The sequence below is a fragment of the Shewanella sp. SR43-4 genome (assembly GCF_014163845.1).
GTDB classification, from domain to species: Bacteria; Pseudomonadota; Gammaproteobacteria; order Enterobacterales; family Shewanellaceae; genus Shewanella; species Shewanella vesiculosa.
In genome coordinates this window covers 312,979-338,516 of the sequence record NZ_JACJEB010000003.1, presented here as the reverse complement: position 1 = coordinate 338,516, position 25,538 = coordinate 312,979, and the positions used below count along the sequence as shown (strand labels likewise).

Annotated in this window: 21 protein-coding genes and 3 tRNA genes; 14 read left to right on the top strand and 10 right to left on the bottom strand. The window is 40.5% G+C overall.

All coding sequences use genetic code 11. The annotated features are described in order from the left end of the window. Positions 1-7: 7 nt before the first annotated feature. The gene (locus tag H5123_RS05235) at positions 8-649 is read right to left on the bottom strand and encodes a TetR/AcrR family transcriptional regulator (RefSeq protein WP_124014981.1); all 642 of its coding nucleotides are present in this window, start codon (positions 647-649) and stop codon (positions 8-10) included. Positions 650-1,728: 1,079 nt separating this feature from the next. Then, entirely contained in the window at positions 1,729-2,331 is a 603-nt protein-coding gene (gene smrA, locus H5123_RS05230) for a DNA endonuclease SmrA (RefSeq protein WP_182697240.1), read from the bottom strand. 146 nt (positions 2,332-2,477) lie between these two features. Here smrA and H5123_RS05225 point away from each other — a divergent pair, with 146 nt between their 5' ends. The 3 genes from H5123_RS05225 to H5123_RS05215 all read left to right on the top strand — a co-directional run bounded on the left by H5123_RS05225 (position 2,478) and on the right by H5123_RS05215 (position 5,604). Further along, positions 2,478-3,038 carry a DUF4440 domain-containing protein gene (locus H5123_RS05225; protein WP_182697239.1) on the top strand — a complete coding sequence of 187 codons (561 nt, stop codon included), beginning with the start codon at positions 2,478-2,480 and terminating at the stop codon, positions 3,036-3,038. A 5-nt stretch (positions 3,039-3,043) separates the two neighbouring features. Continuing rightward, positions 3,044-3,535: a YchJ family protein gene (locus tag H5123_RS05220; protein WP_182697238.1), complete on the top strand. Its 492-nt coding sequence runs from the start codon at positions 3,044-3,046 to the stop codon at positions 3,533-3,535. Between the two features lie 353 nt (positions 3,536-3,888). After that, a complete protein-coding gene (locus H5123_RS05215) occupies positions 3,889-5,604 on the top strand; it encodes a methyl-accepting chemotaxis protein (protein WP_182697237.1) in 1,716 nt (571 codons plus the stop codon). Positions 5,605-5,812: 208 nt separating this feature from the next. On the opposite strand, the gene H5123_RS05210 is transcribed toward H5123_RS05215, so the two are convergent. The 3 genes from H5123_RS05210 to H5123_RS05200 form a co-directional block, all read right to left on the bottom strand. Continuing rightward, the gene (locus tag H5123_RS05210) at positions 5,813-8,044 is read right to left on the bottom strand and encodes an EAL domain-containing protein (RefSeq protein ID WP_182697236.1); all 2,232 of its coding nucleotides are present in this window, start codon (positions 8,042-8,044) and stop codon (positions 5,813-5,815) included. Between the two features lie 340 nt (positions 8,045-8,384). After that, on the bottom strand, positions 8,385-8,672 hold the full coding sequence (locus tag H5123_RS05205; RefSeq protein ID WP_124014987.1) for a DUF406 family protein: 288 nt from the start codon (positions 8,670-8,672) through the stop codon (positions 8,385-8,387). A gap of 128 nt (positions 8,673-8,800) precedes the next feature. Next, positions 8,801-9,298, bottom strand: coding sequence for a VC2046/SO_2500 family protein (locus tag H5123_RS05200; protein WP_124014988.1), 498 nt, complete (start codon positions 9,296-9,298; stop codon positions 8,801-8,803). A 125-nt stretch (positions 9,299-9,423) separates the two neighbouring features. Here H5123_RS05200 and H5123_RS05195 point away from each other — a divergent pair. The 4 genes from H5123_RS05195 to H5123_RS05180 all read left to right on the top strand — a co-directional run bounded on the left by H5123_RS05195 (position 9,424) and on the right by H5123_RS05180 (position 11,194). After that, a tRNA-Tyr gene (locus H5123_RS05195) sits at positions 9,424-9,508 on the top strand. 88 nt (positions 9,509-9,596) lie between these two features. After that, positions 9,597-9,681: transfer RNA gene (locus H5123_RS05190), tRNA-Tyr, on the top strand. 29 nt (positions 9,682-9,710) lie between these two features. After that, positions 9,711-9,795 (top strand) — tRNA-Tyr (locus H5123_RS05185). A 337-nt stretch (positions 9,796-10,132) separates the two neighbouring features. After that, positions 10,133-11,194, top strand: coding sequence for a PLP-dependent cysteine synthase family protein (locus H5123_RS05180; RefSeq protein ID WP_182697235.1), 1,062 nt, complete (start codon positions 10,133-10,135; stop codon positions 11,192-11,194). A gap of 85 nt (positions 11,195-11,279) precedes the next feature. On the opposite strand, the gene queE is transcribed toward H5123_RS05180, so the two are convergent. Continuing rightward, positions 11,280-11,948: a 7-carboxy-7-deazaguanine synthase QueE gene (queE, locus tag H5123_RS05175; RefSeq protein ID WP_124014990.1), complete on the bottom strand. Its 669-nt coding sequence runs from the start codon at positions 11,946-11,948 to the stop codon at positions 11,280-11,282. 210 nt (positions 11,949-12,158) lie between these two features. Between queE and queC the strand changes: the two genes are divergently transcribed. Together queC and rrtA are read left to right on the top strand one after the other, a co-directional pair. Beyond that, positions 12,159-12,866 (top strand): 7-cyano-7-deazaguanine synthase QueC, encoded by a 708-nt coding sequence (queC, locus tag H5123_RS05170; protein WP_182697234.1) that lies wholly within the window; start codon positions 12,159-12,161, stop codon positions 12,864-12,866. Positions 12,867-13,048: 182 nt separating this feature from the next. Continuing rightward, positions 13,049-13,678 (top strand): rhombosortase, encoded by a 630-nt coding sequence (gene rrtA, locus H5123_RS05165; protein WP_182697233.1) that lies wholly within the window; start codon positions 13,049-13,051, stop codon positions 13,676-13,678. 131 nt (positions 13,679-13,809) lie between these two features. On the opposite strand, the gene H5123_RS05160 is transcribed toward rrtA, so the two are convergent. Continuing rightward, complete coding sequence (locus H5123_RS05160; protein WP_182697232.1) at positions 13,810-14,424, bottom strand: hypothetical protein; 615 nt, start codon at positions 14,422-14,424, stop codon at positions 13,810-13,812. 254 nt (positions 14,425-14,678) lie between these two features. Here H5123_RS05160 and H5123_RS05155 point away from each other — a divergent pair, with 254 nt between their 5' ends. The 3 genes from H5123_RS05155 to H5123_RS05145 all read left to right on the top strand — a co-directional run bounded on the left by H5123_RS05155 (position 14,679) and on the right by H5123_RS05145 (position 16,890). Then, the gene (locus tag H5123_RS05155; protein ID WP_124014994.1) at positions 14,679-15,362 is read left to right on the top strand and encodes a hemolysin III family protein; all 684 of its coding nucleotides are present in this window, start codon (positions 14,679-14,681) and stop codon (positions 15,360-15,362) included. Between the two features lie 147 nt (positions 15,363-15,509). Next, positions 15,510-15,854 carry an MGMT family protein gene (locus H5123_RS05150; protein WP_182697231.1) on the top strand — a complete coding sequence of 115 codons (345 nt, stop codon included), beginning with the start codon at positions 15,510-15,512 and terminating at the stop codon, positions 15,852-15,854. A gap of 229 nt (positions 15,855-16,083) precedes the next feature. Next, on the top strand, positions 16,084-16,890 hold the full coding sequence (locus tag H5123_RS05145) for a DUF3108 domain-containing protein (RefSeq protein ID WP_182697256.1): 807 nt from the start codon (positions 16,084-16,086) through the stop codon (positions 16,888-16,890). Here H5123_RS05145 and H5123_RS05140 read toward each other — a convergent pair. Then, a complete protein-coding gene (locus H5123_RS05140) occupies positions 16,876-17,652 on the bottom strand; it encodes a class II glutamine amidotransferase (RefSeq protein WP_124014996.1) in 777 nt (258 codons plus the stop codon). The genes H5123_RS05145 and H5123_RS05140 overlap by 15 nt on opposite strands. 247 nt (positions 17,653-17,899) lie before the next feature. Between H5123_RS05140 and fadE the strand changes: the two genes are divergently transcribed. Further along, positions 17,900-20,347 (top strand): acyl-CoA dehydrogenase FadE, encoded by a 2,448-nt coding sequence (gene fadE, locus H5123_RS05135; protein ID WP_124014997.1) that lies wholly within the window; start codon positions 17,900-17,902, stop codon positions 20,345-20,347. A 93-nt stretch (positions 20,348-20,440) separates the two neighbouring features. Beyond that, positions 20,441-20,872 (top strand): PaaI family thioesterase, encoded by a 432-nt coding sequence (locus H5123_RS05130; RefSeq protein ID WP_124014998.1) that lies wholly within the window; start codon positions 20,441-20,443, stop codon positions 20,870-20,872. A 307-nt stretch (positions 20,873-21,179) separates the two neighbouring features. Here the strand turns inward: H5123_RS05130 and H5123_RS05125 are convergent, their stop codons facing one another. Both H5123_RS05125 and H5123_RS05120 read right to left on the bottom strand, forming a co-directional pair. Continuing rightward, a complete protein-coding gene (locus H5123_RS05125) occupies positions 21,180-24,275 on the bottom strand; it encodes an efflux RND transporter permease subunit (RefSeq protein ID WP_182697230.1) in 3,096 nt (1,031 codons plus the stop codon). Further along, complete coding sequence (locus tag H5123_RS05120) at positions 24,272-25,354, bottom strand: efflux RND transporter periplasmic adaptor subunit (RefSeq protein WP_182697229.1); 1,083 nt, start codon at positions 25,352-25,354, stop codon at positions 24,272-24,274. Before H5123_RS05120 ends, H5123_RS05125 begins: the two co-directional genes overlap by 4 nt. Positions 25,355-25,538: the final 184 nt, after the last annotated feature.

The following is a 25,538-nucleotide window of genomic DNA, read 5'->3' as shown; positions in this document are numbered from 1 at the left end:
TACCTTCTTAGTTTGTTAACACAGGAACAGCAACACCTGCTGCCATGTAGGGGATGACTTTACGAAGAATCGCTTCAATGTTGTTATGTTCACCATACTCAGCAGCGGCAATTTCATTTAACGCATCTGCAGAAGCCATGGTAAATACTATCGTCCCGAGGGTGAAATGCAAACGCCAAAACATTTCAGCTGCGGGAATATGCGGTGCACTGGCCGATACGGCTTGCACAAAAGTCGCTAAATGTTCGCCATAATGCGTGGTGATAAACCAACGTAAATGCCCTTGGCTTTCAATGTAACCACGACCCAACAGCTGCAAGAAAATAATCGTGCCGCCATTGCGCACTTTGTTAAGCTCGAGTAATGGCTTAATTAAAGCAGAAAAAATTTCATTTAGTGACGCATCTTCAGGCGCATGATGTATGCGTTTAATTTCTATCGCAGCGCTTGGCATAAATACATCTAAGTATCTTGCGAGTACTGCGCGAATTAATTCTTTTTTCGAACCGAAATGGTAATTGACCGATGCCAAATTGACTTCAGCTTTACTGGTGATCAGTCGCAACGACGTTTCAGAAAAACCTCTTTCAGCAAACAACTTTTCAGCTGCGTCGAGTATTCTTGTTTTTGTATCAGTACGACTTGCCATTCCAAGACCCAAGTTAATTTAAACACCCGTTTAAATTAATCATTGAGCGAACAGATGTCAATCGAAATTGTTAGCTTTCTTTAACAACATCAACATCACAAACAGCAATAAACCTGCCAAATTGTTAACTATTATACAAAGTTTGCTATTTTGTGGTTGGCAGACATCAACAGTTAGAAAGGACACACACTAGATACACTTGCCTTTAAAACGACCGTCTCAAATTGATCCTGCGCCTTTATGACATGAGAATTCGGTCACTGTAATTGCACAAATGGATTTATTTTTAAAAAACGCCACCATAGACAGTGTTAATCAAGCCATTATTGCACTTTCTAATACCACTATGTACTGACAGATAATGGGTTTACTCTAAACGCTACCCAATACGTCAGAGACATTGGCTTATGATGAAAACGATTAGAAATAACATTGCCTTAGGCCTGTGAGTTTATTGATTGCTCTATTGCACAGACAAGTATTCACCGATACCACTAAACCGTAGAAATAAAACCAAGCTCGGTGGGATCTAGAAGAAAAGCATCGAGGTGTTAAAGAACCAACGGAGCAGTGTGAAGCAGAGATTAATGCCAACGCAGAGTCTATGTAACGCCTAATCTATACATTGCCGTTATACAAACCTAGTGTGATATTGCCAATACTCTAGCCCATTCATTACGTAAGTATTTATAGAAGTAAAGACGCTTGAGGCAAACACAAGTATGTGTTCAAAATCGCTGCCTGTTAACCTTGGCCTGAAGCATTCAGTGGTGACAGCTGAGATAACATGACTGCAAAAGCTTAACGATATGGCTTTGCTCCACTACAAATATCACTAGGTATGCAAAACGCACAAAGCAAGCCAACAGCGAAACTGGTAATGCTGACTTGAGCGACTAAGAGTATGAATAAAAAATATCGTCAAAATACAAATGTCAGCGCTAATTAGTACTTAGTTGAAAAAGTTATTTGCCATCAAATTTTTTCAACCAAACAACATCGGCAGTTAAATTTTTGGGATTATTTTTTGCTTTTATAATATGACTGGCTTTTTCGATGCAACACACACCCGATAAAAACTACCTAAAACCACGACCCTTTCTATTCAGTTCACTATTTTCAATTCTTTTTTGCGGTGATTTTTTTAGCATGATAAATACCGCACCTACTCCACCACATTCTTTTGTGGCCGAATGATAAGCGGTAACGGGTTCAATAAATCTTAGCCAATGGCATACCGCTGATTTCATTAACCCTGGATAAGGTTTACTTTTATAACCCTTGCCATGAATAACCAAAATATTACGTTCACCGCGCTCATAAGCACCTAGCACGCAACTAAGTAAACTTTCACGGGCCTGCGGTAGCCTATATTGATGTAAATCCAACACTGTATTAAATCGGTATTTACCAAGGCGCAGTTGGGTAAATACTTCATCTTGAATCCCATCCATTTTGTAGCTCACTACATCATCGGGCTCAACCGCTGTAAATAAATAAGGATCGGTAGGCAATAACTGTAACAACTCATGTTGTTCCGCTGCTGCTCGCTTTGCCAATTGAGCATCTGTTACACTTAACGGATTAAGCCATCTTGGGTCTGTATGCGACTGATGTTCTTGCTTAAGAGGACTAACATCGGCCATTTCTTGTAAAAATAATTCGTCATCACTTAACGACATGTGCCACCTCCAACATACTTTGTAAAGATTCTATGCTTTAGCAAAGTGGATGATTAATTTATAGTTATCGTTACGGTATCGCTTGCCATTATTGATTTACACTAGATAAAAAAGAGAACCATTCCTTGAAAAGAATATTATCCTTAATGAATACGCTCAGGTTATTGATATTGCTAACCGTTAGTGTGTGCCTAAGCACCATGAACGTTTATGCAACAGAATCTATACCCCATAAAACGTTGAATGCTAATTTTACAAAATTGACGCAGGCATTTGAACAGTTAGATCTTGCCGCGATAGAACAAATATATACCGACGATGCTGTATATATCTCTGAAACACAAGACCGAGGTATCATTAGCGGTAAAGAAAATATTCTTAGCCTGTACAGCCAATTTTTTAACAAAATTAAACGAAAAAATGCCAAACTTGAAGTCGACTTTAGAGTACTGGTACGACACAACGAGCCCAATAGCGCAACTGATGTGGGTTATTATTTAGTGCGTTTTCATCCAGGAAAAGATTCTGGAGAACCTGTCAGTGAATTTGCTGGTAAATTTGTGACTGTTTTTAGTAAAGATAACAAACAGCAATGGAAAATTAGTGTTGATTCGAACACCCATGCTGCGCCCCATTTTTACTATGATGCCAAACCCGTCCCCAATCTTTATTACGGTCGCCAATTTATTACCGCTGCAAAAGAATAAACTCAATGAACCATAATGATTTAATAGACACTAACAGCACGTATTGCCCTTGTGGCAGCGCCGTCGACTATGCTCAATGTTGTCAGCCATTTCATCTAAATCAGGCTGTGGCTGACACACCAGAGCGATTAATGCGCTCTCGTTATAGCGCCTTTGTGTTAAAGCAATTTCATTATTTAATTGTGACTCATCATGCGGATCATTTACAGGGATTAACCGAGAAGCAGCTGGCACAATTTAAAACGCAGTGGTTGGGATTAGAAGTGCTTTCTTCGACACAATGCGCTGAAAAAGGTGAAGTGATTTTTAAAGCATGGTTTATCGAAGATAAAAAGATCGATGCGATATATGAGCGTTCGTCGTTTATCCAACAAGATGGCCATTGGTTTTATACTAGTGGAACACAAATGCACAATCGTTTACCCGGTCGAAATGATGCTTGTATTTGCCATAGCGGCAAAAAGTTTAAACTGTGCTGTGCCAAGCTCATGAGTTAAAACAGCAAAACCAATAATGCCGCTTAAAAATCACTGTGCCATATCATCAGCTAAAAGTGCATAGATGCACTTTTTAGCTGATGAATAACCTGATGTATTTTTCCGAGATGTAACCAATATGGCAGAAATGACCTCGCCTTCATACTCAATAAATCTTATCTGATCACGCTTGTCTTTTCGTCATTAACTCAGTTAAAAAGTCTAATTATTATCGGTTAAGCAGCGTTGATTAGCTGTTGTTGATAATATGTTAGCTAGCTCTCATATATAAATTTAATTAATGTGTAATATTCGTTTTATTTATCTTATTTATATTGAGCACACTCGGTTGTGTCGAAAATAAAGGATATTGTATGACATCATTATCTGGCCAGCAGCCTAGCCAAGATTCAAGCCAAGCTAAGCCATCCAAGTTTACTGAAAAAATGCAATCAGTTAGTGCTCGCTTGACATTGAGCATGTTAATCACTTTAGGCGCACTATTATTTTTAGCATATCAAGGTATATCAGGTATGCAACAAGCCACAAACTCAATTGATGACCTATACTCGCAGGGCATGCAACATAGCATTCGAGCAGGCAAAGTATTAGATGAGTTAGGCAATGCAAGAAGTGCCTTGTTGTTATCCTTGCAGCATGATCCCTCATCAGAATTTGCCAAACTCCATGATCACCCAACTGACATACACATTAATGATATTAATCAATCGTTGAAAATACTCCATGATATTATTGATAATGAAATTCTAAGCTCCAATTTAAATACCGATGAAAGAGCCCAAGTTAACAGATTGGTTCATCAACTTGATGTCATCACAGATAACGGTTTTAATCGGGCATTGGTAGAATTAAATGCGGGCAAATTCAGACAAGCAAATATGATTCTATTAAAGGATATTAATCCTGTTTTCAAATTAGTCTCTGCAGAGGCCCAAGGCTTTCTGGATATACAAATTGCTGAAGCAAAAGCTAATTTTGAACAATCAGAGAAGAATATTAGTGCGTTCCGGATAAAGGTAATCATAGCAGTGCTGTTGAGTATGATAATTGTCACCTTTTTATCCTTAGTGATTATTAAACGCATCAAATTAGCATCAAAGCATTTAGAAGATAGCGCGAATAAAATTTCCTTGGGTGATTTGACCCAACGTATCCATTTGACGGGGAACGATGAATTTACCCACATAGCTACTTACGTAAATCAGATTGTTTATAGTTTTCAAAGTATCGTTAAATCAATGCACCAATCTACATTCTTGTTGGCAAGCGCATCAGAAGAAAACTCGGCAGTTGCGGCGCAAACAAAACTAAATATTCTCGAACAGCAACAACAAACTCAGAGTATTGCTAGCGCTATCCATCAGTTTTCCGCAACGGTACATGATGTGGCCCAGAGTGCCAGTTCGGCTGCTCAAGCCTCTGAACATACAGATAATGCTGCGTCTAAAGGGCAACAGGTGGTTAAAGAGAGTATTGCCAGAATTGAACGCTTATCGATTGAAATGCAAGAGTCAGTCTCAGCAATGAAATCAGTGGCACAACATGCTGAAGATATTGGCAGTGTTGTCGACGTGATCCAAGCCATCTCTGAACAGACGAATTTATTAGCATTAAATGCGGCCATAGAAGCGGCTCGTGCTGGTGAGCAGGGTCGAGGATTCGCTGTGGTAGCGGATGAAGTTAGAACCTTGGCCAGTCGTACACAACAGTCTACCCAAGAAATACAGAAAACGATTCAAAACTTACAAAAAGCTAGCCGAGATGCGACTCAACGTTTAGTGCAAGGGGCTGAAAATGCACAACAAACGGCAACGGAAGCACAAAAAGCGGGTGATGCATTAGCTGAAATAACTGACAGTGTTGATCAAATTAATGCCATGAATACACAAATCGCCACAGCAGCGGAAGAACAAAGTTCGGTGACAGAAGAGATAAACCGCAACATTACGAGTATCAGTGACATTTCCAATCAAACCGCTGCCGGAGCGGAACAAAGCAGTGCCGCCAGTAATGAATTAGCTAAGTTAGCCGAAACGATGAAAGCAGAAATTGAAAAATTTAGACTTTAAGGCTTAACGACTCAGTTAAATAACAGGAAGTTAGATGCATGACTTCCTTTTTTAATTGATGCAAATCGTTCACCGCTTTAGTTCAACATCGCTTGGAACCGCCCTAGTGTATAAGTAAAAAAGACGCTCTCCAACTTACCTTAATGTGTTACTGAACTAGAAAATGTCTTAATGTCACATGAAAGATAAACACTAACAAAATCTAAAACTAAGCGATAAATGATTCAGGTTGCATGTTAACTGTAGTCGCAGACTGGTGGTTATTAATGAATAAACCAAAATCATTCACCCGTATTGCAGGGCTATACAAAAATCCTTGGGCTTGATGACAACCGCTTAGGGTTAAAAAGGCTTCTTGCTCTGTCGTTTCCACCCCTTCAGCGGTTAATGAAATGTTCAGTGCTTTCGCCATAGCGATGATGGCACTGACAATCTCACGACTTTCGCGGCTGGAAGATATATCCATAATGAATGATCGATCTATTTTTAATTTGGAAATAGGAAACTGTTTAAGGTATTTCATCGAACTGTAACCAGTACCAAAATCATCAATCGCTAAGCCAACACCTAATTCTGCCAACTCATGACATAAATTAATCGCATAGCGAATGTCACCCATGAGTTCAGTCTCAGTGATTTCAAGGATCAATGTATTGGGCTTAATTCGATAGCGGGTGATTAATAGCCATACGAGTTCATACAAATTGCCACTAAAAAATTGTCGCGCTGACACGTTGACATGCATGGTAATGTTAACGTTTTTATGTTGCCATAAATTTAATTGCTTACAGGCCGCCTCTAATACCCATTCACCAATTTGATTAATCATCCCGGTTTGTTCTGCTATTTCAATAAACGTGCCTGGATACAGCACCCCTTTTTTAGGATGATTCCAGCGAATTAATGCTTCAGCACCAATGTATTGATGATGCTGGAGATCCATCAAAGGTTGATAGTACAGCTCAAACTCACGGCCGCGAATCGCATGCTGCAAATCTCGCTCAATTTCCGCTTTAGTGGTAAATGTTTCAAGTAACGCTTCATTAAAAAATTGGTAATTATTATCGTTTTTCTTCTTGGCATATTGCAAGGTAATATCCGCACAGGATAACGGAGTAAATAAGCCCACAACAGACTTGATGTCTACCACGGCAATGGCGGGGTTAGGTTGTATTTTCGCTCTGGAGATCATTGATGGCGCCGCCAAATTCATATACAAACGGCTAATAATGGCTTCGACTTCGATTTCAGAAGTCACTAGAGGCAGTAACACAGCAAACTCATCGCTACCGATCCTTGCGACATCAATCGCATTGGCAGACGTTGCAAAATGTTTTAATCGTCGTGCTATCTCAATCAGTAAAGCATCGCCATCTTCATGGCCATGAGTATCGTTAAAACGCTTGAAGCCCAATAAATCAATGAGGATTAATATGCCATCAGCAGCGCGATCAAGTATAGGGGTAAAATGGCTACGATTGTGCAAACCGGTTAACGCACAATGCCAAGCCAAACGTTCTAATGCCACTTTATGTAAAAATGCTGCGGAATTATCATAACTGGAAACTAGCGCATAATGTTTACCTTGTTCAGTGACAAACGGCTTAATATGATACTTTAGCCAATATTCACTGCCATCGGTGCGTGTCAGCTTAAGTTCGCCTTCCACAACTTCACTAGCGCGTAATTTTTCGATGATATGATCAAGTAGTTTAGGAGCGTTTCTAAAAATATCGAGATTAGAAACGCTATGATGTTCAACGTTATTGCGAAGCAATCCAGTCATTTTTTGATGAGCACTATTCACGTACTCAATAATACGACTATCGATATTGACCAGCATAACAACATGTTCTGATTGCTCTGTGGCATTGCGTAACAAATGAATTTGTTCATTACTGTCATAGGTATAACGTGTAGACAAGGCTAACGCCAGCTGATCTGCACATTGGATTGCAAGCTGAATGTCTAATTTACCCCATTGAGTCTGTTGGCAACTTTCCACCGATAATACGCCCTCGATATGGCCATTAATTCGGATGGCAATATCAATACTGGTAACAATATTGTGGTGTTGGTAGTAATCAGAAAAAGTGTCGACGAGGTTAATATGAGCATTGTCAGTAGATAATATGTAGCGATGACAACGTAGTTCGTTGATGTACTGTGGATCAATGGTCATTTGTTTCAAATGGGAGATATACACCAGCGTCTGGTCCACATCACTTGCAACCAATGCATGCTCAGAAATAAGGCATTCATCAACCAGCAAGCCATCATTATTTTTATGTCGTAATGACCAAACAGACACAAATGATGCTTTAAAATAATCCCGCAGCAATTGACAAACCAGCTCTGCGGTTTTGGTGAAATCACCTTGTTGTTTTGCACTGGAATTTACAATTAATTCCAATAAGTGCTGGTGTTCTCTTCGACTCATTTACATCCCGAAAAAAATGGTTTCATTTCCTAAATCTATAACGTTTGTAACTCAAAATACTTATCATTATTGGTTTTGGTATTCTGAGTGTGAGTCAACATGTTATAGCAATACTTAGAGAGCAAAACTCGCGTTAAAGGCATCATAAAGTTACATTAGCAAAAGCTACTATGACTTTAGTTAAGTAACGCAGATTACACGCGATACTTAAAAACAGCAATCCTTTGGTAATACATTGTTACGCTTTACTAGGATTAATATTACGCGAGGTATACTCGGATAAAAATCTTTAACAACAAACATATAACCAATATTTCTTTTCATTACACTGCAGATAGATCTACAGTTGATTTTCAAGTTGAAAAATCATTTTCTCTACACTAAAAGCGAAATCAAGCTTGAGTTCAATGGTATTATCGGCATCAATAATGACAGCTTTTGTATCAGCAAAACGTTGCTGAGCAATTTCCTGCATCGCTTGAGCTTGTGACAATGCATCATCACCAGCAAAACTAAGCACTAATAATGTATCTTCTGCCTCAACTACGGCACCAATATCGACGTAACTTCCGCATTCGGTACAACTATCGCTTACAAGGCCTTGCTGCTGTTTAATTTGTTTAATCATGACTTCACCCACTAGTTAATTTAACGGTCACTTATCAATATAACGTAGATCAAGCTGCCATTTATTTGCCATGCTCACAAATCCTAAAAGTATTCACTTAATCTAAACAAGATCACCGCATTACAGGCTTATGCTAGCTGAAGTGCTAACGTGTTTGATATCTTACGCTGCGTGCTGAGTTGATCTAAAAAATGCATGTCTTCTATGGGAGTATGTTGCTGGTAGGCATTAATCGCTTTATTTTTAGTGAGGTAATCACAGTTACTTAATACTTCGACCATAGCATCAGATTGCGACCCTCTGATGACCAGAGCTTCAGGTGTTAATGCTTGTTGCAGTTGAAACTGTCTGGCACCTTGTTGCTGAAATATCATCGCGTGATCAAAGGTGTCTGGATGGACAGAAATATCATCAACTAATAACTGCGGTTGCGGTACAGAAAATTTGTTGCGTAACTTTTGCGTGTTATCAGTGTCAGTTTCTAATTGAAACTGTGCCATATCACGAGCATCTACAGACAGCATAGCCAATAGCAAGCCAAATTCACCGCGACGATTATGCTCAATCGCGACGTTTAATCGGTTCCCTATTTGTAATTCATTGACTAATGTTGACTCAATTTGCATATAAAAACATCACAACTACTGCTCGATGCTATTTTATCGACCAAACAGTCATAAACTTTAGTAATTTATTCAACTTTACACTTTACATACAAAAGGTTTCTGACTACTATGGCGACCGCAATTGAGGAGGGGTTCCCGAGTGGCCAAAGGGATCAGACTGTAAATCTGACGGCTCAGCCTTCGAAGGTTCGAATCCTTCTCCCTCCACCATTTGCGTTGTTATAAAGTGTTTGTTGTGAAGCGTTAAAGTTGTAAAGCGTTAGAATGTAAAAAGAGAGTAAGAAAAAAGAAAATATGTGGAGGGGTTCCCGAGTGGCCAAAGGGATCAGACTGTAAATCTGACGGCTCAGCCTTCGAAGGTTCGAATCCTTCTCCCTCCACCATCTTTCTTTTATTCATATTATCTTGCTGTGGAGGGGTTCCCGAGTGGCCAAAGGGATCAGACTGTAAATCTGACGGCTCAGCCTTCGAAGGTTCGAATCCTTCTCCCTCCACCATTTTACATTTTGTTTTATCAATTTATATCGTGATACTAGCTAAATATCTGTCCACAATTCCTCGTTATAAAGATCGTTTTTTCTCAATTCCTACACGACAAGTTTACCCCCTATCGATACTAATTTTTTGCTTAATCTTTTCTGCTGCTGTTAATTGGTTATTTCGCCGGTCAACATTATTGATGCCATTATTTACGGTATTTTGTCTTTATCTGCTCTATTTCATCCTTTACTGCCATTATTGAACAATAAATACCTATATGGGTCGATAAACACTACTCTTAACTTTGTATTTTAGTTATTATTTATTCCTTTTTGGAATAACGAGTATTATTGCATGTCATCATCTTGGGTCAATCAGGCCATTGCAAAAATAGAAGCCGATTATCAACGTTCTGCTGATACACATCTAATCAAATTAGACTTGCCACAACTTGATGGCATAGACATTTATCTAAAAGATGAAAGTACACATCCTACCGGCAGCTTAAAGCACCGTTTGGCTCGATCATTATTTTTATATGCCCTTTGTAATGGCTGGATAAAAAAAGATACCCCTATCATTGAGTCATCCTCTGGCAGCACTGCCGTTTCAGAGGCCTATTTCGCTCGATTACTCGGTTTACCTTTTATTGCGGTAATGCCTAAAAACACCGCTAAAAAGAAAATTGAACAAATTGAATTTTATGGGGCTAAGTGCCACTTTGTTGATAATGGCAGTCAGATGTACGCAGAATCAGAAAGATTGGCTGCTGAGTTAACAGGTCACTATATGGACCAATTCACTTATGCTGAACGTGCAACAGATTGGCGGGGTAACAACAATATTGCTGATTCTATTTTTAACCAAATGGAACGCGAACCACATCCAATCCCAAGTTGGATTGTGATGAGTCCAGGAACTGGCGGCACCAGTGCCACTATTGGTCGCTATATTCGCTATCAACAACAAAAAACCCAACTGTGCGTCGTTGACCCAGAAAACTCAGTCTTTTATGATTATTTTCACAGTGGTGATGCAACGATTGTGAGTGATAAATACAGTAAAATTGAAGGTATTGGCCGACCTCGGGTTGAACCATCGTTTATTGCAGGGGTGGTTGATAGCATGATTAAAATCCCAGATGCCGCGTCAATCGCAACCATTCAATGGCTAGAACAATTAATTGGTCGTAAAACGGGCGCGTCCACTGGCACAAACTTGTATGGGGCGTTATTGCTGGCAACACAGATGCGACATGCAAGCCAAACCGGTTCAATTGTGACGTTAATTTGTGATGCTGGTGAACGTTATCTCGATACCTACTACAACCCCGAGTGGATCGAAAATAATATCGGTTGTTTTCAGCACTATCGCGAGAAACTGTCTGCCTTTAATGTTTGTGGTTTAATCAGTTAACTAAACATTAAAAAAGCCGTTGAATCTGGATTCAACGGCTTTCATTATTGGCTCAGCATCAAGGGGAAACGTTGCTAAATACACATTAGTCGATATTCAAATATTTGTGAGTTTGAATCGATAAACGCCAATTACGCGCAATACACACTTTCATTGCAAGATCGGTTGCCCGCGCCTTTTGACTAATCGGTTGTAAACAAATCGTTTTGGCACTGATATCTATGTGTTGTAACAGCTCATCTAATTCTTCAATATGACGTTCTGTCGCAATAGGATGTTTAATTTCGTTAGCACGATTTAAGGCTTGATCAAGTACCTTGTAGCCACCTTTCATATTAATTTTAGGTGATACCGTCACCCACACATCAGGATGACATTTCACTTCAAACGTACCACTGGTCTCAATCTGGATCTGATAACCCGCCTCAACAAAATCGTTAGTTAATTCCGTTAGGTCATACAAACACGGCTCACCACCAGTTAACACGATATGTTTTGCGGTAAAACCTTTGTCCCGAAATGCTTGCAGTAATGTGTGACCATTATGATCAGCCCAACGTCCTATGGTGCCATCGACCTGAATCACTTGCTCTGCGGTCACGTTATTCTCAGGTAACACATCCCACGTTTGCTTGGTATCGCACCATGAACACCCAACAGGGCAACCCTGCAAGCGAACGAACAGCGCAGGAACACCAGTATAGGTACCCTCGCCTTGTATGGTTTCAAATACTTCGTTAACGGGATATTTCATTGTTTACCTTACTTGTAGTGACCAGCAGTAACCGGCTGACGAATTACGGGCCGGCATTTATAGAGTATTTTGCCATTAGCTGCAAGTATTTACCGCTATGGCTTTGCAGTTGAGCCTGCCTTAGGTAAAATATCCATTCTATTTACCTGAACCACTGGGCGTTGATCACCCCGATCTTGCAAGTCAGTTCAGTACGTTAAGAGTATATCCATGTCAGATACAAAGCTAAACACACCGACTAAAGCCCTTGTTGTTTTCAGTGGTGGTCAAGATTCAACCACTTGTCTTATCCAAGCATTATCACAGTACGATGAAGTACATGGGATCACCTTTGATTATGGCCAACGTCATAGACAAGAAATAGAAGTGGCAAAATCATTGGCAATTGAGTTGAAATTAGCCAGTCATAAAGTCATGGATACTAGCTTATTAAACGAATTAGCTATTTCGGCGCTAACGCGTGATGCAATTCCGGTTTCACATGAATTGATGAACAATGGTTTGCCAAATACTTTTGTTCCTGGCCGTAACATTTTATTTTTAACCTTAGCAGGAATTTACGCGTATCAATTAGGCTGTAATGACATTATTACTGGCGTATGTGAAACCGATTTTTCTGGTTATCCAGATTGCCGCAATGAGTTTGTGCAATCTATGCAACATTCATTAGCATTAGGCATGGATAAACCTCTGAAAATTATTACACCTTTAATGTGGCTTAATAAAGCAGAAACATGGGCATTGGCAGACAAATATCACCAATTGGCTTTAGTACAACATCAAACCTTAACTTGCTATAACGGAATTGTAGGCAAAGGATGTGGCGATTGCCCTGCTTGTGTACTTCGTCAACGTGGTTTAGATGATTATTTACAAAACAGCCAACTCGTGATGGACTCGTTAAACAGTAAGCTGTAAGCCTATTATTGATATTTAGCCTGTAGTGTAAAGTTAACCATCTGATTTTTATTTTCTTTAAGATTGCTTAATCAATATGAAAACACACTATTAACCTAGTGAAGTCTTTTTAGTCTACAGTTAATTCTGTATTGAGGTAAATCGGCTTAATTAGTCGTGAACAGAAGTATATAGAGGATATTTTGCTAAAACATAATTCAAACACAATTGGCCTGTATCATTTTCTTGTGGTGATCAGTCTTATTTGTATTGCTCTGTTTGCAGCAGATATTCCCTCTCCTGCATTTTTACCTATTGATCAGTATTTTAGCTATCAGTATGACTTAATTGCCAGTGGTCAGGTTTGGCGCTTAGTCACCGGAAACCTGTTGCATACCAATCTATGGCATTTGCTAATGAATTTAGCTGGATTTTGGGTAATTGTTTTTTTACATGAAGTACATTACAAAAATCATTCAGGCAAGTTGTTGCTACTGTTTTTGAGCTTATGTTTATTTGAAGGCATAGGTTTATACCTGTTCTACCCTACCTTAAAGGCCTATGTGGGTCTAAGTGGCGTATTGCACGGATTATTTGTATTTGGTGCTGTGATGGATATACGTAAAGGCTACAAGTCGGGATACTTACTCGTGATAGGAGTCATGTTAAAAGTCGGTTATGAGCAAGTATTTGGTGCCAGTGACAGCGTGACTCAATTAATCAATGCACGGGTTGCCACTGAATCACATCTTGTTGGCCTTATAAGCGGTCTATTGTGCGTGTTGTGTTGGTCGATAATGGATAATCGCTTAAGACACCATAATGAGGCATAAGCTTGTGTCTGTCTTACTGCAATAATCTCACTAACAATATCCTCACAGACAATATCCTCACAGACAATAGTTTCACAGACAATCGTTTCACTATCAGACATTAATGATAAACAATGAGTACACTAAGGTACTCATTGTGTCGTTATTGGCTCAACTTCTGGTACGGGCGTAACCTCGGATTGATCCATTTCTGCAGCTATCCCAGCATTGGGTTGTGTCACCTGGCTCGCGGCATTGGCTTGTGCTCGCTCAACTAATTTATCGTATTCTGCTTGGGTAATAAGATAACTTTTTAAGGCGGGTAACGATTTTGTCGCCGGTTCAGTCACGGGAATATCTGACATTCCACTAATATCAACTCGTCCAAATAACACAACTAATGTAATCACAAGCAGGTGGACAAATACCACGAGTAAAGCAAGATAAGGACTCCTACTCACAACAGCCAAAGCCCGTTGCAAGGCATTAGCATTTGGCTCATCAGGCTGTAACAAAGGTTCGTTGCCATTGACTGAACTTGTTACACCCGTTAACTGCAGTTGGATATCATCAGCGACTTGCTGGCGATGCCGTTGTAACTCATGTTCATCCACAACATCATCTTCTGACTCTACAAAAGGTGTCACGTTTTTGTCAAAATCAATACTAACAGCATCTGCTTGCGGTAATGATTTATTTCCCCAACGCGAGTGATGGCGAGTTGATGCTGAAATACTCGAATGGGATTGTTGGTTATTTTTAAACATAAAGTCTAATCTGCCAATAATGATTGCCTAAGTATAACGTCAACCGCCTTATTGAATAGCACCTTATTTATGCGGTTAACCCCTCAATGAGATTAATAAAGCTTAACCCAATAAAGCGTAAAAAGACGATCTACGCCATGATGTATGAGACTTAAATTTCAGCTTACACGTGTTCACCTAAATATAGCTATTTAATATTAGGGCTGATAAACTCAATTTGCTCAAAATCCTTTCAGCGTTATTCACAGGATATTATGAATTCACTATCAAACATCTCGACATCTGAGCAAACATCTACCGTTTCTTCTGGCTCAGATTACGGCCATAGGGAAGAACAAGCCAATGCATTATCGCATGCGCTTGGCGTGATAGCAGGTATTGTCGGGTTAATTCTGATGCTTATAAAAGCTCCAGATCATTTAACCTTGCTACAAATCACAGGTGTAACGATTTATGGGGTCAGTATTATTGCGTTATTTTTAGCATCGACCTTGTATCACTCAAGTAAAAGCGCGCTGTGGCGAAAACGCTTTAAAATGGCTGATCATTGCGCCATTTATGCGCTCATAGCAGGCACCTACACTCCAATGATGCTGATTAGCCTTCAAAGTTCTCAGGCCACGATTATCCTTGTGGCTATTTGGACATTAGCTCTAGGAGGAATTATATTTAAAACCTTGTTCATTGGCCGATTTAAAGCTTTTAGTGTACTGCTGTATTTATCCATGGGGTGGTTATGTGTCACCATAATAAGCGACTTAAACACTAAAATGAGTGATTTAGGCTTGGGCTTATTATTCGCAGGCGGCTTATTTTATAGTTTAGGCGTGGTATTTTATGTAGGTAAACGTATCCCATATAATCATGCTATATGGCACTTATTTGTTCTTGGCGGTGCGATTAGTCACTTTTTGTGTATCTACTTAACCGTACTGTAAAAGTGAGCTAAGGTAATCGCCAACTAAAATACACTACAATCGTAATCAGCTTGATTACGATTGTACTTTTGAAAATGTTTTATTATCCTTGCCTAATATTCAACATCTAATCACTATTGTGTCTATAGTGGGTTTATTTGGGATCTAATGTCTACCCTATCTTCAATTGAGCGCATTTGGTTTGTTGTTAACCTTATCCCAAAAGGCAATGTGTTACCTTATGGCGTTGTTGCTGACTTTGCAGGATTACCAGGCAGAGCACGTTACGTTTCTAGGGCGTTAAAATTAGCACCACAGAATCTAACCTTACCTTGGCATCGAGTGATTAATAGCCAGGGTAAAATCTCGTTTGCTAACAACACTGATGCTTTTCAAACTCAACAACAATTACTAAGATTAGATGGAATAGAAGTGAACGCAGGCAAGATTTCATTGTCTCAATATCAATGGAAACCTGATATCGCCACCCTAGTAATGACTTTACCCTTTTAATATCAAGCTATTAACTATTATCAAAATTGAAGGTAACAATACTTTGGTCAATAAATTAACTCGCTTATCCACGTTAATCTTGTGTATTAGCCCGGTGATCCACGCACACGCAACTGACAATCAACAACCTATTGCTGATAGCGAAACCACGCCTAAATTACATCAATCAGAAACCACCGTCATAACAGAAAAATTTGCACAAGTTAATCCAGCTGCGGCATTAAGTGACATGGAACAAGCAGCCATTTTATCGCCCTTAACAGCCCATACTGCTAGCTATAAGGTGTTTTATGGTAGCTTCGAGTTAGGTGTAGCAAATTATCGCTTACCTGCAACCGATAGCGGATTTTACAGCTATCATTTCGACAGTGATGTCAGCTTATTAATGCTATCTGATCAACGCCACCTTAAAAGCGAATTTACCCTAGAAAACGGTAAATTAGTGCCATTTCGATACATACAAGAACGCACTGGTACAGGTAGTGATTACACTGAACAAACCGCCTTTGTCAAAGGGCAACAATTTATTCACACCATCTACAAGCAAGAAGCATTAAAGCTGCCATACCAAGAGAAAGTATTTGACCCTTTGATGGTGCAATTACAATTTAGAATGGATTTAGCGGCCAATATTCGACCACTAGATTATAAAATGGTGAAAGAAAAAGAAATTGATGACTATCAGTTTCGAGTCTTAGGTAAAGAAAAAGTCACTATAGAAAGCGGTACTTACGATACCGTAAAAGTTGAAGTTGTCCGCGACAGTACTAAAAGACAAACCTTTTTCTGGATGGCACCGACTTTAGCGTATCTGCCAGTGAGGTTAAGCCATTTCTCAAAAGGCAGTAAACAACTGGATATACAGCTAGCAAGCTACCAATTTGAGCAACCTCTACCACCTATGACACCGACACTCATTGATGGCTCTAACAAGCAAAGTTCAACGGCGGTAGATGAACTGGATACAGACCCTGAAACTAGTGCTCAAATCACAGAGTCAGAATTAGATGAAATAAAGCAATTAGCGGAGGATTAACTCACCTTTTCTAAATAACTTCCACTCACCTGGCTGTAACACAACCCAATTTTCGTTATTGGTCAGTGGCCTAGTTGCAATAACGGTTACCACGTCGTTTGGCGTGGTTTCTTGACTAAAATCAATGACCACATCGGTATCAATTAAAGTTGCCTTTCCAAACGGTGCACGGCGCGTGATATGGCATAAGTTGTTGGTACAATATGTCATCAAATCAATGCCATTACTCAACAACATATTAAACACACCTAACTGTCTTATTTCATCAGCAAGTTGACTGATATAATCAAACACATCATCGAGATTATCAGGCTCATGCTCACCAAACTTATTGACCACAGATTCTAAAATCCAGCAAAAAGCTAATTCACTGTCTGTATCACCTACAGGTTGAAATCGAGAAACGATGAATCTTGAGTGGTAATCCGTCAATTGGCCATTGTGGGCATAAGTCCAATAACGGCCCCATAACTCACGGCTAAAAGGATGGGTATTGACTAAGGATACGCAGCCTCGATTCGCTTGGCGAATATGACTAATGACAATTTCACTTTTAATTGGATATGACTTTATCAGCTGTGCAATATGTGATTGACTACTAGGACAAGCGTCTTTAAATGTGCGGTTTCCTTTACCTTCATAAAAGGTAATTCCCCAGCCATCAACATGAGGACCCGTTACCCCACCACGCTCAGCTAAGCCTGTAAAACTAAAAACAATATCCGTTGGCACATTCGCGCTCATCGCCAGTAATTCACACATTAGCCTTGCCTTTTCTGTTGCTATATTGAGCTAAACACTTTTCATAAGCGTATTGTATCGAGTAAGCCAATTGAGTGGAATATTTCTGACACACAAATATTTAAACAATTGTTTGAAAAAGGCTTGTAATCGAGGCGGCATAAGGTTAACTTTTATGTGACACAGGTCCGACCACGATCATTCCTGTGAATGAGATCAACAATAAATAAGCTATTTTGCCTACATAATAGCTTTAAGGAGAAGTACAGTGACCACCCTACTTTGGATCATCGCGATGATCTTTGTGCTCGGCGCTATGGCATACTTAAGAGTATCGCTATTATCAACCACGATTGCTGCGGCAATTGTGTTAGTCGTCGGTAGCACCTTGGACATTATTGGTGTAATTACATGGATTGTATTCCTTGTTATTGCACTGCCACTCAATATTAAATCATTCAGACAAAACTTTATCAGTCGTCCGCTGCTAAAAGTGTATCGCGGTATCATGCCTGAAATGTCTTCTACAGAGAAAGAAGCCATTGAAGCAGGTACAACGTGGTGGGAAGCTGATTTATTTGCCGGTAACCCTAACTGGAGCAAATTACACAACTATCCTAAAGCGCGTTTAACTGCCGATGAACAAGCATTCCTAGATGGTCCTGTTGAAGAAGTCTGTAAAATGACTAATCAACATCAGGTATCACATCAATTAGGCGATTTGCCTCCAGAAATCTGGCAATTCTTAAAAGATCATGGCTTCTTCGCGATGATCATCAAGAAGAAATTTGGTGGTCTTGAATATTCAGCTTATGCCCAGTCATGCGTATTACAAAAGCTTGCTGGCGTCAGCAGTGAATTAGCCTCTACTGTTGGTGTTCCTAACTCATTAGGCCCTGGCGAGCTTTTACAGCACTATGGTACCAAAGAGCAGCAAGATCACTATTTACCTCGTTTAGCTAAAGGTATAGACGTGCCATGTTTTGCACTGACTAGCCCTGAAGCAGGCAGTGATGCTGGCTCAATTCCAGACTTTGGTGTTGTGTGTAAAGGTGAATTCCAAGGCGAAGAAGTGCTTGGTATGAAGCTAACATGGAACAAACGTTATATTACGTTAGCACCAGTCGCGACTGTATTAGGCCTGGCCTTTAAACTACGCGACCCTGAGCACCTACTAGGTGATAAAGAAGAATTAGGCATTACTTGTGCCCTTATTCCAACTGACATTCCAGGTGTTGAAACCGGTCGTCGTCACTTCCCATTGAACTGTATGTTCCAAAATGGTCCTACACGCGGTAACGAAGTGTTTGTACCATTAAGCTTCATTATTGGTGGCCCAGAAATGGCCGGCCAAGGATGGAGAATGTTGGTTGAGTGTCTGTCTGTTGGTCGTGGTATTACCTTACCTTCAAACTCAGCCGGTGGCGTTAAAACTGCCGCTGTTGCGACAGGTGCTTATGCACGTATTCGTCGCCAATTTAAATTACCTATCGGTAAATTAGAAGGTATCGAAGAGCCAATGGCCCGTATCGGCGGTAACGCATATTTAATGGATGCCGTTGCAACCTTAACCACAACTGCCATCGATTTAGGTGAAAAACCTTCAGTTATCTCTGCCATCGTTAAGTATCACTTAACCGACAGAATGCAGAAATGTATTATTGATGCAATGGACATTCATGGTGGTAAAGGCGTCTGTCTTGGCCCAAATAACTATTTAGGTCGTGGCTATCAAGCTGCTCCAATCGCCATTACTGTTGAAGGTGCAAACATTCTAACGCGTTCAATGATTATTTATGGACAAGGTGCTATCCGCTGTCATCCATATGTATTGGCCGAAATGGAATCAGCGTTTGATACTGATGCAAACCGTGGCTTAGCTAACTTTGATTCAGCTATCTTTGGTCATATTGGTTTTGCAACGTCGAACTTTATTCGTAGTTTCTGGATGGGTGTTACCTCATCTTACTTCACCAATAGCCCTTACTCAGATAAAACAAAACGTTATTATCAACAGATGAACCGTTTCAGTGCAAACTTAGCGCTATTATCTGATTTGGCCATGGCGACACTGGGTGGCAACCTAAAGCGCAAAGAACGTATTTCTGCCCGCTTAGGTGATTTACTGAGCCAATTGTATCTCACTTCTGCCACGCTTAAGCGTTATGAAGACGATGGCCGTTTAACTGAAGATTTACCTTTAGTGCAATGGGCTGTTGAAGATTCATTATACAAGTTACAAGATTCATTAGATGACTTGCTTAACAACTTCCCAATGGGTTTAGGCATTGCACTACGTGCGGTAATCTTCCCATTCGGTCGCCCAATTAAGCGTCCTAGTGATGTGTTAGATCATAAAGTGGCTAAGATCATGCAAACGCCTTGTGCGAGTCGTGATCGTTTAGGTAAAGGCCAGTTCTGGACTGCTTCTGAGTTCAATCCAGTCGGTATCCAAGAACAGACGTTCAAAGATATCCTAGCGGCAGAACCACTCTATGACAAAGTCTGTAAAGCTGCTGGTAAACGTCTACCATTTATGTGGTTAGATAAAGTTGCTGCAGAAGGTAAAGCGCTTGGTGTGTTAAGCGACAGCGAAATCGCTTTACTTGAACGAGCTGAAATTGGACGTTTGAAATCAATTAACGTTGATGACTTCGATACCAATGAGCTTCAAGCACAACTTGCACCAAAAGCTAAGCAAGAGAAAGCAGCTTAGCTGCTAGGTTTAAAACCTAAAAATAAAAAGGGTAAAGCGTAAGCTTTACCCTTTTTTATAGTAATAAATTATTCAGATAACTAAAGGACTAAGATGAAACACCTTACTGGATTACAATTGATGCAAGCCATGCTTAATGGCGACATCCCTGCCCCTTCAATCACCCAAACTATGCCAATGAACGCGATTGCGGTAAGCGAAGGCAGTGTCACCTTTGAAGCTTTCGCTGATGAGCGCCATCTCAACCCAATGGGCGGCGTGCATGGGGGTTTTGCTGCAACGGTTCTTGATTCAGCTACAGCATGTGCTGTGCACTCTGCATTACCCGCAGGTGTCGGTTATTCAACCATAGATTTAAATATTAAAATGGTCCGCCCTGTGCCTCAAAAGCAACGCTTATTGGCTAAAGGCAGCGTAATGAACTTGTCTACATCTCTGGGCATTGCAGAAGCAACCTTAACCACCGAAGACGGTAAACTATTGGCCACAGCCACCGCAAGCTGCCTTATTCTTCGTGGAAAATAGTCAATATTTGACCGCGTTAGGATGAACAGATTGTTAATCTCAAAATATTACTTCACTTGGGTTTAATCTATAGCCGCGCGGATATTCATGCTGGCAAGGTGTACTGAACTGTTCACGCCAGCCAATGTAACCTAATACAATAAGCCACCTCAAATTAGTATGAAAACGACTTGCAAACAGCAGCTTGCACTGCCAATCACCTTGAATTAACTTACAATAGACTAGATTATTCTGAGATGAGTAAACAAAAAGCCAGTCATGAAAATGACTGGCTTTTTGTTGTGCTTATTATCGTGTCAAACGAGGATCAATCGTCTTGTAATTCGATTTCCAACTGTTTGGCCACCGCTTCAGGAGAGCTACTGTTACGGGCAAATAAGCTGTATGCAACCGGGATGACAATCAAGGTAAAGAATGTTGCTAATAAAATCCCCGATAACACAACAACACCAATAACAAAGCGAGTTTCAGCACCTGCTCCAGACGCCATCACTAACGGAATCGCACCTGCTGCTGTCGTAATACCTGTCATTAGGATAGGTCGGAGTCGTTGTGTTGATGCTTGTAAAATGGCTTGTTGAAATTCAACTCCGCGATCGCGCAGCTGATTTGAAAACTCAACGATCAAAATACCATTTTTAGCTGCTAATCCTATCAACATAATAATACCAATTTGGCTATATATATTCAGACTTTGACCTGTTAACCAAAGCCCCACGAGTGCACCTAAGGTGGCTAGTGGCACGGTTAACATAATGACCATAGGATGAATAAAGCTCTCAAATTGAGCCGCCAAAACCAAAAATACAATCCCTAACGCCAATAAAAAGACAAAGTTCATCGAGCTACCAGAATCTTGGTAGTCAAGTGATGGACCTTTGTAACTTATGACCGCTTCGGCAGGCAAATAGGTTGCAGCCAAATCATTCAGGTAGTCTAACGCTTCCCCTAAACTATAATCTTCTGCCAAATTAGCTTCTAAGGTAATTGAGCGCATTCGATTATAACGGTTCAACGAACTGGCATCGGCGAACTCTTCAATTGATACTAAATTAGATAAAGGGATCAATTCTTGAGAACGATCTGAACGCACGTAGATATTTTCCATATCGGTAGCCGTGCTTTGATTCTCACGATTACCTTCTACAATAACATCGTACTCTTCACCATCGCGCATAAAGGTGGTCACTAAACGAGAACCTAACATCGACTCGAGTGTTCTACCAATATGAGAAATTGACACACCTAAGTCTGCTGCTCGTTCACGATCTATCACTACCCGCAACTGTGGTTTAGTCTCTTGATAATCATGATCTAAGCCAATGAGCTTATGATTTTCTTTGGCTTTTTCTATCATGATATCGCGCCACTGAGCCAGTTCTTCATAGCTAGGGCCACCAATCACAAACTGCACTGGTTTCCCCACACCACGGCCAAATGCTTGGCGCATGATAGGAAAGGCTCTTATACCGGCTAAGTCAGATAAACGACTGCGAATATCAACAATGATCTCGTTAGCACTTCGACGTTCCGCCCAATCTTCAAGAACAATAATCGCCATACCATTGGAGAAATCAGAGGAGCCTCCAAACCCACGTGGAGCACGGATCAATAAACGCTTAATTTCACCGCTTTCAACCAATGGCATTAAGCGTCCTTCTACTTCATCCATATATTTTTCAATATATTCAAAGCTCGCCCCTTGCGGACCATTAACCATCAAGAACATGGAACCACGGTCTTCTTGCGGCGCGAACTCTTGTGGCACTTTATTGAGTAAAAAACCACTAAATGCAAAGGCAATTAATACAACCAGCGATACTAGAACAGGACTTTTCATGCCTATTTTCAGGGTGGTCAAATACCAGCCAGATAAAATATTCATCATCTTATCGACTTGTTTAACTAACCACGGATCTTGATCGGCCGGTTTAAGTAACTTAGAACACATCATCGGCGTCAGTGTTAATGCAACAACACTGGAAAAAATCACCGCAGCACTCATGGTGACCGCAAACTCTTTAAACAGCTTGCCTAAATCGCCCTCGAGGAAGGTGATCGGCATAAACACAGCAACCAGCACCAAAGTTGTCGCCACCACAGCAAAAGCAACTTCACGAGCCCCCAAAAAAGCGGCTTTCAATGGTGAATCGCCATCTTCAATACGCCTGTGAATATTTTCCAGCATGACGATGGCATCATCGACCACCATACCAATCGCCAATATCATCGCCAGTAAGGTTAATAAATTGATGGTATAACCAAGGGCATACAGCACAATAAAGGTAGCCAATAAAGATACCGGTACCGTAATGGCAGGAATAAGCATGGCCCTGACCGAACCTAAGAATAAATAAATCACCACAATAACTAACACCATGGCGATAAAGAGGGTTTGATACACCTCATCGATGGAAGCTTCAATGAACACTGAACTGTCGTAGGAGCGTTTAATGTGCATCCCTGCTGGCAGGGTTGGATTTAATTTATCGACCAAGGCATTGGCCGCTCGCGCCACTTCTAAAGTATTGGCTGTTGATTGCTTACTGACACCTAAACCAATCATTGCTTCTTTGTTGCCCCGGAACATAATCCGTTCTTCTTCAGAACCAATATCAACCTTAGCTACATCGCCAAGTTTAACTAAGTAGCCATCCTCACCTTGGGTTATCACCAAGTTTGAAAAATCTTCCGCGGTTTTGAATACTCTGTCTAAACGCACGGTAAAAATACGTTCTTTTGATTCAATTGAACCGGCGGGTAATTCTACGTTTTCTGCCCGCAATGCTGCTTCAACGTCTGATACCGTTAAGTTACGTGAGGCTAATGCTTGACGGTCAATCCAGATCCGTAAGGCATATACCTTACCGCCACCTAAACGCAGTGTTGATACGCCATCAATCACCGAAAAACGATCCACTAGATAACGGTTGGCATAATCAGTGAGCTGCAAAATATCCATTTGGTCTGATACCAAATTGAGCCACATGATCACTTCATCGCCGCCGTTCGCTTTATAAATCGATGGCGCGTCCGCTTCTATAGGAAGCCTTTCAAGTAAACCAGAAATGCGATCACGCACATCATTGGTTGCGGCCTCAATATCACGATTAATATCAAACTCAATGGTCACACTTGAGCGCCCATCACTACTGGATGAACTGATATGACGAATGCCTTCTACGCCACTAATTTGATCTTCAATCAGCTGAGTAATCCGGCTTTCAACTACCGATGCACTGGCACCACGATAACTGGTTTCCACCGACACAATCGGTGGATCGATATTGGGATATTCACGCAGCGGTAATTTACCAAAAGACACCAGACCCAATACAATCAGCAAAATACTGATTACAGATGCTAAGACCGGCCTTTTAACCGATAAGTCAGTTAATATCATGCCGATGTCTCCATTCCTTCGACTTGAGCGAAGGTGAAGTTTTCGGCTTGCTGCACTTTAACAGTATCACCAGGACGAACTTTGAGAATGCCACGAATGATAATTTGTTGGCCCACGTCAAGGCCTTTAGCTATTTCAACCCAACCTCGGGAACGTGTACCTAAAGTTACTTCAATTTGTTCTACTTTGTTTTCTGCATTAACGAAATAAACGAAGTGCTTGTTTTGAATTGGGATAATAGCAGCTTCGGGTAACAATAATGCTTCACGACTTTGCTTAATTAAACGCACCTTCATTAACATGCCGGGCAGTAATTTATAATCATCATTTGGCATAACAGCACGTACGATTACCGCGCGAGTATCTGGATTAACACGGGTGTCTATTGAGGTAACAACACCTTTAAATATCTGCTCTGGGTAAGCTACAGCTCGGGCTTCTACGAGTTTACCTGGCTGTAATTCTTGAATGAAACGTTCTGGTACAGAAAAGTCTAATTTAATTTTGCTCACATCATCCAGAGTACTGATTTGCTCGCCTGGGGTAACTAAGCTGCCCACACTAACTTGACGTAAACCAAGTTTACCCGCAAATGGAGCTTTAATTGCACGGTCTTCTAGGGCCGCTTTTGCCTGTTGCACTTCTGCACGAGTGGTATCAATTAAACTTTGTAAACGGTCACGCTCTAACTCGGCAATGGTTTTACTGGTGACCAATGAGCGGATACGATCTAATTCACGTAAATTTTCAACTAGCTTGATTTCGGTTACGGCCAGCTTGGCTTTATGTTCCTCGTTTCTGAGCTGCACGAGCAGTGCACCTTTTTCGACCAAATCACCGTCATTAAAATCAATCTTAGTGACAATTTCAGTAACTTTGGATGTCACGATAATAGACTCGTACGCTTTACCAGTACCCAAAGCTTCTACTTCATCACGAATAGGCATAATCGCCACTTTAGCAACCACCACATTAGGTATAGGCCGTGGGCGTTGAGCAATAGCTTCTTCAGGAGACATTAAGTTGTACGCCAACAGTGCCGCTAGCACTATGACGATCAGTACGATTATCTTTTTCATTTTGAGTCCAAAACCATTAAAGGCTAAATGAATTATGTATAGGATTAATGAGCTTATGTGATTGTACTTAGCAATGATTCGACATCAAGTCGTTTTACTTTTGCTTACAAATTACGAACATATCCAACAATTAGATCATATCCTATCCATATTCACTTAATTGGCTGTTTTAACCAAGGTTTAA

What these genes read in the sequence shown, in the direction of transcription:
- smrA (WP_182697240.1), bottom strand. Translation starts at nt 2,331, where the DNA reads ATGTCGTTAAGTGATGACGAATTATTTTTACAAGAAATGGCCGATGTT.
- H5123_RS05150 (WP_182697231.1), top strand. Translation starts at nt 15,510, where the DNA reads ATGTCTACCCTATCTTCAATTGAGCGCATTTGGTTTGTTGTTAACCTT.
- H5123_RS05180 (WP_182697235.1), top strand. Translation starts at nt 10,133, where the DNA reads ATGTCATCATCTTGGGTCAATCAGGCCATTGCAAAAATAGAAGCCGAT.
- H5123_RS05225 (WP_182697239.1), top strand. Translation starts at nt 2,478, where the DNA reads ATGAATACGCTCAGGTTATTGATATTGCTAACCGTTAGTGTGTGCCTA.
- H5123_RS05155 (WP_124014994.1), top strand. Translation starts at nt 14,679, where the DNA reads ATGAATTCACTATCAAACATCTCGACATCTGAGCAAACATCTACCGTT.
- H5123_RS05125 (WP_182697230.1), bottom strand. Translation starts at nt 24,275, where the DNA reads ATGATATTAACTGACTTATCGGTTAAAAGGCCGGTCTTAGCATCTGTA.
- H5123_RS05130 (WP_124014998.1), top strand. Translation starts at nt 20,441, where the DNA reads ATGAAACACCTTACTGGATTACAATTGATGCAAGCCATGCTTAATGGC.
- H5123_RS05160 (WP_182697232.1), bottom strand. Translation starts at nt 14,424, where the DNA reads ATGTTTAAAAATAACCAACAATCCCATTCGAGTATTTCAGCATCAACT.
- H5123_RS05140 (WP_124014996.1), bottom strand. Translation starts at nt 17,652, where the DNA reads ATGTGTGAATTACTGGCGATGAGCGCGAATGTGCCAACGGATATTGTT.
- H5123_RS05205 (WP_124014987.1), bottom strand. Translation starts at nt 8,672, where the DNA reads ATGATTAAACAAATTAAACAGCAGCAAGGCCTTGTAAGCGATAGTTGT.
- H5123_RS05210 (WP_182697236.1), bottom strand. Translation starts at nt 8,044, where the DNA reads ATGAGTCGAAGAGAACACCAGCACTTATTGGAATTAATTGTAAATTCC.
- H5123_RS05220 (WP_182697238.1), top strand. Translation starts at nt 3,044, where the DNA reads ATGAACCATAATGATTTAATAGACACTAACAGCACGTATTGCCCTTGT.
- queC (WP_182697234.1), top strand. Translation starts at nt 12,159, where the DNA reads ATGTCAGATACAAAGCTAAACACACCGACTAAAGCCCTTGTTGTTTTC.
- H5123_RS05235 (WP_124014981.1), bottom strand. Translation starts at nt 649, where the DNA reads ATGGCAAGTCGTACTGATACAAAAACAAGAATACTCGACGCAGCTGAA.
- H5123_RS05145 (WP_182697256.1), top strand. Translation starts at nt 16,084, where the DNA reads ATGGAACAAGCAGCCATTTTATCGCCCTTAACAGCCCATACTGCTAGC.
- H5123_RS05200 (WP_124014988.1), bottom strand. Translation starts at nt 9,298, where the DNA reads ATGCAAATTGAGTCAACATTAGTCAATGAATTACAAATAGGGAACCGA.
- H5123_RS05120 (WP_182697229.1), bottom strand. Translation starts at nt 25,354, where the DNA reads ATGAAAAAGATAATCGTACTGATCGTCATAGTGCTAGCGGCACTGTTG.
- H5123_RS05215 (WP_182697237.1), top strand. Translation starts at nt 3,889, where the DNA reads ATGACATCATTATCTGGCCAGCAGCCTAGCCAAGATTCAAGCCAAGCT.
- queE (WP_124014990.1), bottom strand. Translation starts at nt 11,948, where the DNA reads ATGAAATATCCCGTTAACGAAGTATTTGAAACCATACAAGGCGAGGGT.